We start from the raw sequence: 10,320 nt of genomic DNA on the forward strand, positions 1-10,320 counted from the left end.
GATTTCAATTAAGTGCTAAAACAGGCCCCCAAGCGGGGCCTGCAAGGAGTCTTTCATGCAAAATTCACAAGATTTTAGTATTACGGAACTATCATTGCCCAAAGGGGGAGGCGCTATCACGGGAATGGGGGAAGCGTTAACCCCCACCGGACCGGATGGTATGGCCGCGCTATCTCTACCATTACCTATTTCTGCCGGGCGCGGTTATGCCCCGTCACTCGCCTTAAACTACAACAGCGGCGGCGGTAACAGCCCGTTCGGTCTGGGCTGGGATTGCAGCGTTATGACTATCCGCCGCCGTACCCATTTTGGTGTTCCCCATTATGATGAAACCGATACCTTTCTGGGGCCAGAAGGCGAGGTGCTGGTAGTAGCGGAGCAACCCCGCGACGAATCCACATTACAGGGTATCAACTTAGGCGCCACCTTTACTGTCACCGGATACCGTTCCCGTCTGGAAAGTCATTTCAGCCGATTGGAATATTGGCAACCTAAGACAACACCCAAAACAACAGGCAAAACAGATTTTTGGCTGATATATAGCCCAGATGGACAAGTACATTTACTGGGTAAATCACCGCAAACGCGGATCAGCAACCCGTCAGATATCACACAAACAGCACAATGGTTGCTGGAAGCTTCTGTATCACCACATGGTGAACAAATTTATTATCAATATCGTGCCGAAGATGATACCGATTGCGAAGCTGATGAAATTACGCACCATTCACAGGCTACAGCGCAACGTTATCTACACACAGTGTATTACGGCAACCGGACAGCCAGCGAAACATTACCCGGTCTGGATGGCAACACCCCATCACAAGCAGATTGGTTGTTCTATCTGGTATTTGATTATGGCGAACGCAGTAACAACCTGAAAACGCCACCAGCATTTTCGACTACAGGTAGCTGGCTTTGTCGCCAGGACCGTTTTTCCCGTTATGAATATGGTTTTGAGATTCGTACCCGCCGCTTATGCCGTCAAGTATTGATGTATCACCACCTGCAAGCACTGGATAGTAAGATAACAGAACACAACGGACCGACGCTGGTTTCACGCCTGATACTCAATTATGACGAAAGCGCGATAGCCAGCACGCTGGTATTCGTTCGCCGAGCAGGACACGAGCAAGACGGTACTGCCGTCACCCTGCCGCCATTAGAATTGGCGTATCAGGATTTTTCACTGCAACATAACGCTCACTGGCAGCCGATGGATGTACTGGCAAACTTCAATGCCATTCAGCACTGGCAACTAGTCGATCTAAAAGGCGAAGGATTACCCGGCTTGCTATATCAGGATAAAGGCGCCTGGTGGTACCGCTGCGCACAGCGTCTGGGCGAAATTGGCTCAGATGCCGTCACTTGGGAGAAAATGCAACCTTTGTCGGTTATCCCTTCCTTGCAAAGTAACGCCTCGCTAATCGATATCAACGGAGACGGTCAACTTGATTGGGTTATCACCGGACCGGGATTACGGGGATATCATAGTCAGCGCCCGGATGGCAGTTGGACACGTTTTACCCCACTCAACGCTCTGCCGGTGGAATATACTCACCCACGTGCGCAACTCGCGGATTTAATGGGGGCCGGACTCTCTGATTTAGTGCTGATCGGCCCTAAGAGCGTGCGTTTATATGCCAATACCCGCGACGGCTTTGCCAAAGGGAAAGATGTGGTGCAATCAGGTAATGTCACACTGCCAGTACCGGGCGCCGATCCACGTAAATTGGTGGCGTTTAGTGATGTATTGGGTTCCGGTCAAGCCCATCTGGTTGAAGTGAGCGCGACTAAAGTCACCTGCTGGCCTAATCTGGGGCACGGACGTTTTGGTCAACCGATTACCCTACCGGGATTCAGCCAGCCAGAAACCGAGTTTAACCCGGCTCAAGTTTATCTGGCCGATCTGGATGGCAGTGGTCCAACGGATCTGATTTATGTTCACACCAATCATCTGGATATCTTCCTAAATAAAAGCGGTAACAGTTTTGCCGCACCAGTGACATTACGCTTCCCGGATGGTCTGCGTTTTGATCATACCTGTCAATTACAAGTGGCCGATGTACAAGGGTTAGGCATCGCCAGCCTGATACTGAGCGTGCCGCATATGTCTCCCAATCACTGGCGCTGCGATCTGACCAATATGAAGCCGTGGTTACTCAATGAAATGAACAACAATATGGGGGCCCATCACACCTTGCGTTACCGCAGTTCCACTCAGTTCTGGCTGGATGAAAAAGCCGCGGCGCTGGCTGCCGGACAAACACCGGTTTGTCATCTCCCCTTCCCGGTACACACCCTATGGCAAACGGAAACAGCGGATGAAATCAGCGGCAACACATTAGTCACAACACTGCGCTATGCCCGTGGCGCCTGGGATGGGCGTGAGCGGGAGTTTCGCGGATTTGGTTATGTCGAGCAGACAGACAGCCACCAACTGGCTCAAGGCAACGCGCCAGAACGCACACCGCCCGCGCTGACCAAAAACTGGTATGCCACCGGACTGCCGGTAATAGATAACGCATTATCAACCGAGTATTGGCGTGGTGATGATCAGGCTTTTGCCGGTTTCTCACCGCGCTTTACGACCTGGCAAGATGGTCAAGATGTCCCGCTAACACCGGAAGATGATAACAGTCGATACTGGTTCAACCGCGCGTTGAAAGGCCAACTGCTACGTAGTGAACTGTACGGATTGGACGACAGTACAAATAAACACGTTCCCTATACAGTCACTGAACTCCGTCCACAAGTACGTCGATTACAGCATACCGATAGCCGATACCCTGTGCTTTGGTCATCTGTCATTGAAAGTCGCAACTATCACTATGAACGTATCGCCAGCGACCCGCAATGCAGTCAAAATATTACGCTATCCAGTGATCTATTTGGTCAACCGCTAAAACAGGTTTCAGTACAGTATCCACGCCGCCAGCAACCGGCAATCAATCCGTATCCTGACACGTTTCCTGATAAGTTGTTAGCTAACAGCTATGATGACCAGCAACGCCAATTACGACTCACCTATCAACAGTCCAGTTGGCATCATCTGACCGGCAATACCGTTCGGGTGTTGGGATTACCGGATAGTACCCGCAATGATAGCTTCACTTATGACGCTGAAAATGTGCCTGCTGGTGGTTTAAATCTAGAACTACTGAGCGATAAAAATAGTCTGATTGCGGATAACAAACCGCGAGAATATCTCGGTCAGCAAAAAACCGCTTATACCGATGGACAAAACGCCGAGTCATTGCAAATACCAACACGGCAAGCTCTGATTGCCTTTACCGAGACAACAGTATTCAATCAGTCCACATTATCAGCGTTTCATGGAAGCATCCCGTCCGATAAATTACCAACGACGCTGGAGCAAGCTGGATATCGACAAGCAAATTACCTATTCCCTCGTACTGGTGAAAACACAGTCTGGGTAGCCCGTCATGGTTATACCGATTACGGTACAGCCGCACAGTTCTGGCGCCCACAAAAACAGAGCAACACCCAACTCACCGGTAAAATCACACTCACTTGGGATGCAAACTATTGCGTTGTGATACAAACCCGGGATTCTGCTGGGCTGACAACCTCAGCCAAATATGATTGGCGTTTTTTGGCCCCTGTGCAACTCACGGATATCAATGACAATCAGCACCTTATCACGCTGGATGCACTGGGTCGGCCAATCACACTGCGCTTTTGGGGAACTGAAAACGGCAAGATGGCCGGTTACTCCTCACCGGAAAAAATATCGTTTTCTCCACCATCCGATGTGAACTCCGCTATTGAGCTAAAAAAACCGCTTCCTGTAGCACAGTGTCAGGTCTACGCGCCAGAAAGCTGGATGCCAGCATTAAGTCAGAAAACCCTCAATAGATTGACAGAGCAAGACCGGCAAAAGTTATATAACACCCGAGTCATCACCGAAGATGGACGCCTCTGCACACTGGCTTATCGCCGCTGGGCACAACGTCAAAAGACAGCCCTTCAACTAAACAGCGCTTCCCGTTTACCACCTCACAGCCTGACATTAACTACGGATCGTTATGATCACGATCCTGAGCAACAGATCCGTCAACAGGTAGTATTCAGTGATGGCTTTGGCCGCTTGCTGCAAGCCGCTGCCCGACATGAGGCAGGCATAGCCTGGCAACGCAATGAAGACGGTTCTTTGATTATCAATGTCCAGCATACTGAGAATCGTTGGGCAGTGACTGGACGAACGGAATATGACAATAAGGGGCAGCCGATACGTACCTATCAGCCTTATTTCCTCAATGACTGGCGATACGTCAGCAATGACAGTGCCCGGCGAGAAAAAGAAGCTTATGCAGATACCCATGTCTATGATCCTATTGGCCGAGAAATCAAGGTTATCACCGCAAAAGGTTGGTTCCGCCGAACCTTATTTACTCCTTGGTTTACTGTCAATGAAGATGAAAATGACACAGCCGCTGAGGTAAATATGTAACTTGATCAATCCCGCCTGGCCGACAGGCGGGAAACATAGATAGAGGTGAAAGGTGTTGCTCATAATACCGTCAGATACTCAACTTATTATCTGGTTGATCATTGGTTTTATTGCAGCCTGGGGCGGACTAGTAAGGTACCTCATTGATATGCAAAACAAACAATATAAATGGAGTTGGATCAACGTATTCTGTCAACTCATCATCTCCTGCTTTACCGGTGTATTGGGAGGACTGCTGAGTTTTGAAAGTGGCGGCAGCATCTATATGACTTTTGCGATTGCAGGTCTATTCGGCACAACAGGAAGTAGCGGATTGAACTGGCTTTGGCGCCGCCTCATTACGCATCATCATGATCATAGAGGAAAGCAATAAAGCATTTCTACTGCCACAACCAACCATCTGTCTCCAGTTAAATTGAGCAATTACCTACTACACTATGTAGAAAATAGGAGAAAAAACTAACATACAGACAAAAGTCGCGATTACAGAAAGGATTACACACCACAACCCAACAACGAGGTAACTCATGAAAAACATTAACCCCAAACTTTATCAAAAGACTCCCGCCGTCAACGTCCAAGACAACCGAGGTCTGACGATCCGTAACATCGATTTTCACCGTACCACCGCAAATGGTGATACCAATACCCGTATTACCCGCCATCAATACAATATTCACGGATACCTAAGTCAAAGCATCGATCCCCGCCTATATGAGGCCAAGAAAACCAATAGTACGATCAAACCCAATTTTCTCTGGCAGTATGATTTGACCGGCAATCCCCTACGTACAGAGAGCATTGATGCAGGTCGCACTGTCACCCTGAATGATATTGAAGGCCGTCCGCTGCTGACGGTAACTGCAACAGGGGTGACACAAACTCGACAATATGAAGCTCCTTCCCTGCCCGGTCGTCTATTGTCTGTTACTGAACAAACACCCAAGGAAAAAACATCCCGCATCACCGAACGCCTGATTTGGGCTGGCAATACCGAAGCAGAGAAGGCTCATAACCTTGCTAGCCAGTGCGTGCGCCGCTATGACACGGCGGGAGTTACCCGGTTAGAGAGTTTATCTCTGACCGGCACTGTTTTATCTCAATCCAGCCAACTATTGATCGACACTCAAGAAGCTAACTGGACAGGTGATAACGAAACCGCCTGGCAAAACATCCTGACTAGTGATGTTTACACAACTCTAAGCACCTTCGATGCCACCGGCGCTTTGCTGACTCAAACCGATGCGAAAAGAAACATTCAGAGGCTAGCCTATGATGTGGCCGGGCAGCTAAACGGGAGCTGGTTAACAGTAAAAGGCCAGACGGAACAAGTGATTATCAAATCCCTGACCTATTCCGCCGCCGGACAAAAATTATGCGAGGAACACGGCAATGGTGTTATCACCGAATACAGTTATGAGCCGGAAACCCAGCGGCTTATCGGTATCAAAACCCGCCGTTCGTCAAACGCCAATCCGTTAGACGCCAAAGTGTTGCAAGACCTGCGCTATGAATATGATCCGGTAGGCAATGTCATTAGTATCCGTAACGATGCGGAAGCTACCCGCTTTTGGCACAATCAGAAAGTGGTGCCGGAAAGTACTTATATCTATGACTCCCTGTATCAGCTTACCAGCGCCACCGGACGCGAGATGGCGAATATAGGTCAACAAAGTCACCAATTTCCCTCCCCGGCTCTACCTTCTGACAACAACACCTACACTAACTACACCCGTACTTATACTTATGACCGTGGCGGCAATCTGACTAAAATCCAGCACAGTTCACCGGCGACGCAAAACAACTACACCACAAATATCACCGTTTCAAATCGCAGTAACCGCGCAGTACTGAGCACACTGACCGAAGATCCGGCGCAAGTAGATGCTTTGTTTGATACAGGCGGACATCAGAACACCTTAATAACAGGACAAAACCTGAACTGGAATACTCGCGGCGAACTGCAACAAGTGACATTAGTGAAACGGGACAAGGGCGCCAATGATGATCGGGAATGGTATCGTTATAGTAGTGACGGGAGAAGGACATTAAAAGTCAACGAACAACGGACCAGCAACAACGCTCAAATACAGCGAATAACTTATTTGCCGAGCCTGGAACTTCGTCTAACCCAAAACAGCACGACCACAACCGAAGATTTACAAGTTATCACCGTAGGCGAAGCGGGCCGGGCACAGGTACGAGTATTACATTGGGAGAGCGGTAAACCGGAAGATATCGACAATAATCAGTTGCGTTATAGCTACGATAATCTCATCGGCTCTAGTCAACTTGAATTAGATAGCGAAGGACAAATTATCAGTGAAGAAGAGTACTATCCTTATGGCGGCACAGCATTATGGGCCGCAAAGAGCAAAACAGAAGCCAGTTATAAAACCATCCGTTATTCAGGCAAAGAGCGAGATGCCACCGGGCTATATTACTACGGCTATCGATATTACCAACCGTGGATAGGACGCTGGTTAAGCGCCGATCCTGCGGGAACAATCGATGGGCTGAATTTATATCGGATGGTGAGGAATAATCCAATTAAATACCATGATACTGATGGTAGAGCCACTGAAATTAAAGATGTCGAATACACTGTTATATATGGTTTCAGTCATCACCGCGGTTCAGAGATGGGAAAAGCATTTGCGGCTAATAAGAATCCAGTTACCATCGATGAATATAATGCCGGGCTTGGTATCATGGGTGAATTAAGTCTGTCTGATTATTTTAGAATTTCTCAAAATCTTAAAGAAGACAGTCCACCTAAATTGAATAACGAAAACATAAGAACTAACTCAAGTAAATATCTGGTGGCAATGGGTATAGAGGAAAGTTCAGCTTCTGATAAAATCAAACAAGAAGCCTATGAACAACAATATGCTTACACTACGTCATGGAGTTTTCATATGGTAGAAAATAAAGGAAAATTAGATATTCAGAGTAAAGTAAAAAATCTTCTCCCCTCAAAAGGTCTTTTCAGTGGGTTATCCGGCCAAAAACGATTCCAGAAATTAGATGCATTTATTTTAAAAAATAGTGATGGTAGCGATTTCACTATTCAAAGACAGAGAGATATATTAACGAAATTTGCTTCCGCAGGAAGTGCAGGAGAACTTGAAAGCACTTTATCCGCAGCAGACCAATCATGGCTAAAAAATACTATTGCAACGGCATTCTTTAGACAAACAAGTAAATTAGGTATGGATTGGTTTATAAAACAACTAGCATCACCTGATTTCAGATTTGTGATGGCTGGATATAACGGGGAAAAATTGACTATCGAGCAGTTAAAATCAGACCAACCCTGGAAAACAGGAAAAAGAAGGAAAGAAGGTCCGAATGAATATGCCGAAGCAATAACTTTCTCTGAAATCCGCCACGCCTACAGAAAAGGATACAACAGTAAAATAAACTTTATCCAGAAATAATTATAAGCAAGCCATGAGAGAATATTTATTTCATGGCTTGCTTATTCTTGTTATTTTATTGAATATTAATAAATTATTTAACATTAAATATCACATAATCATGATAATATTTAAAATATCAAATCAGAAATTAATGAATTTAATGGTTCTTTATATTTATTTCTCAGAGTATAAGCACAATACCTTACCGATGGCGCTGGACGTGATTCAAAATTCAAAAATGCTATACCTTTATCAATATGGGCAGAATAGCGCATTTCATTAGGTGTCATTAAACTTATCGCATCTTATCTTATTAAATCATCAATTATAAAATTGTTGATTATACAAATATCGCAGTAATGATAACGTTGTACCGCTATTTTTAAGATTGCAGACACTTATTTACATGAGGACATACATTAACTGACATTTGATTTAATTATTTCCACTCCTAACACTTACTAAATTATTTATTATAAAGTAAATATAATTTACCACTATATTAGAACAATGTTTTTAATGAAAAATAATATCATTCCATTGAGTATAAATATATCTCATTATCATTCATATTTTAATTTATTAAAAAATATCGATAATATTACCATCAAATGAATCTCAAGATAATATTAAATAAATCACATGATTTACACCAACCATAACTTGATTTCACCATTCCCTCATTACTTATCAATTTCAATTTAATATTTCACAAGAAGAAACTAACTGCATTTCTTCTTGTTTAAAATCGCCACAATGACCGGTTTGTAAATTCGTAAAATACTAACCATTATACATTACTTAATGGCCGTATATTGTTCACCGAGCGTCTGTAAATAATCCGCACTAGTCAGATGACTAATACTACCTCCACTTTCTAAACGCGCTTTCAGCCAATCAATAATCCGTTCCTGTAATTTCCCTTCTGGATTATTCAGTTTCTCAGCCAATTTACCGTGGTTTTCCCATAAATCGCTAATAAGTACGAATACCTGCCCTTGTAAGGCACAATCAGAATGGAACCACGCCTCAAGTAAATGAGGCCCCAAGACAAAGGGCTGTTCACTCCCACCGCGACCACAATTCTCAGGGCGGCAATAGATCTGTGGCTCAGGTGTATCTATCATTAATTCACACACCGGCGTCAGGAACCCCGACCAATCGCTGGTAGTCATTGCCGGTAATAACTGACTGAGGATACGCGCATCCATACTGCGTAAAAGCACCGGTTTCTCCTGTAATATCACCTGCTGGCGTGAACGCCAATGATTAAGCTGTTGCCCCCATAAATCCTCACTGCGATAAGCCCACCCCCAACTGTTATCGCTCAGAGTATGACTATCAAGCCAATGAGCAATCGTTGACAGGCAACCTGACTTAGGCTGAACCAACCAGGGGCTTTGTGCCAGCATGTGATCCATCGGTGTATTGCTGTATAGCGGAAAAGCCTGCTCTACCCAGTCGTTTTTATAAAAGAGAGTGACAGGATTAGGTTCTGCCAGGGAATTCAGCATAAAGAAAACGGGCGGTTTATTGAGAGCATTCAACCATTGCTGCCAGTTTATGGACATGTTCATGCATCCTCCTGATTATCGATAATCAAGTTTGCTTCCAATTGAGCCTGCACAGCACAAACCGGTCTGGCAGGATATTTAACACCCGGCAGAGGCGCAACACCCTCTGGCAGTTGTAGTGATAGGCCGCGCCCGGTACCGGCTGAACCTTGCCCGACTAATAACTTTGGCGAAGTCAGAATACCGCCGGGAGTTAACCGGATAAAATGACCGCCGACTTTTAAGGTAATTTCCGACGCCGCTTCCAACACCATTTTACCGCTGCTTTTCAGGTGTGTTTCCTGACCGCTTTCAACCACCAACGCATCTCCGGCCTGTAAATGTTGACTGCCGGTAATACGGTGCGACACATCTCCATCGGTACTGTATTTACCGGAACCGGTGATTTTCCGGTGGTCATCAGCATGAATTTCACTGTAGCGGTTATTATCGATGCGCTGTTTATGGTCGTGTTTAATATGCCAGTAAGCATCGTGTTGAATATGGGCGGTCAGATCTTTCTGCCCGTGCAGGTAAATCTCCTGCCGGTCTTTCTCATCTTCAAAGCGCAATTCATTAAAGCCTTCTCCTTTGTGAGTCCGGGTTTTAAACGTGGTGCGGGTCTTTTCAACGGGTAAATTTAACGGCGGCCGGTTTGAACCGTTGTAGGTGCAACCGGTGACAATCGGACGATCAATATCGCCGTTCAGATAAGAAACAATCACCTCCTGACCAATACGGGGAATAGCCATAAAACCGTAACCGCTGCCATTCCAGCCTTGGGCGAACCGTACCCAGCAGGTGGCGTTTTCATCGGCTTTATCATAACGATCCCAATGAAAATGGATGCGGATACACCCCTCTTCATTGA

5 protein-coding genes are annotated in these 10,320 nt (G+C 45.9%); 3 read left to right on the forward strand and 2 right to left on the reverse strand.

Annotated elements, in window-relative coordinates; genetic code table 11:
• Window positions 1-55 precede the first annotated feature (55 nt).
• The 3 genes from EAE90_RS16445 to EAE90_RS16455 all read left to right on the forward strand — a co-directional run bounded on the left by EAE90_RS16445 (window position 56) and on the right by EAE90_RS16455 (window position 7,914).
• The gene (locus EAE90_RS16445) at window positions 56-4,474 is read left to right on the forward strand and encodes a SpvB/TcaC N-terminal domain-containing protein (RefSeq protein WP_214054382.1); all 4,419 of its coding nucleotides are present in this window, start codon (window positions 56-58) and stop codon (window positions 4,472-4,474) included.
• Between the two features lie 52 nt (window positions 4,475-4,526).
• Window positions 4,527-4,847 carry a phage holin family protein gene (locus EAE90_RS16450; RefSeq protein ID WP_214054383.1) on the forward strand — a complete coding sequence of 107 codons (321 nt, stop codon included), beginning with the start codon at window positions 4,527-4,529 and terminating at the stop codon, window positions 4,845-4,847.
• 154 nt (window positions 4,848-5,001) lie between these two features.
• Window positions 5,002-7,914: an RHS repeat domain-containing protein gene (locus EAE90_RS16455; protein ID WP_214054384.1), complete on the forward strand. Its 2,913-nt coding sequence runs from the start codon at window positions 5,002-5,004 to the stop codon at window positions 7,912-7,914.
• Between the two features lie 779 nt (window positions 7,915-8,693).
• Here the strand turns inward: EAE90_RS16455 and EAE90_RS16460 are convergent.
• Window positions 8,694-9,473 carry a DUF4123 domain-containing protein gene (locus tag EAE90_RS16460; protein WP_214054385.1) on the reverse strand — a complete coding sequence of 260 codons (780 nt, stop codon included), beginning with the start codon at window positions 9,471-9,473 and terminating at the stop codon, window positions 8,694-8,696.
• On the reverse strand, window positions 9,470-10,320 hold an 851-nt coding region (locus EAE90_RS16465), incomplete at its 5' end, for a type VI secretion system Vgr family protein (protein ID WP_214054386.1). The genes EAE90_RS16465 and EAE90_RS16460, both read right to left, overlap by 4 nt.

It is taken from the genome of Photorhabdus caribbeanensis (genome assembly GCF_018448885.1).
GTDB classification, from domain to species: domain Bacteria; phylum Pseudomonadota; class Gammaproteobacteria; order Enterobacterales; family Enterobacteriaceae; genus Photorhabdus; species Photorhabdus caribbeanensis.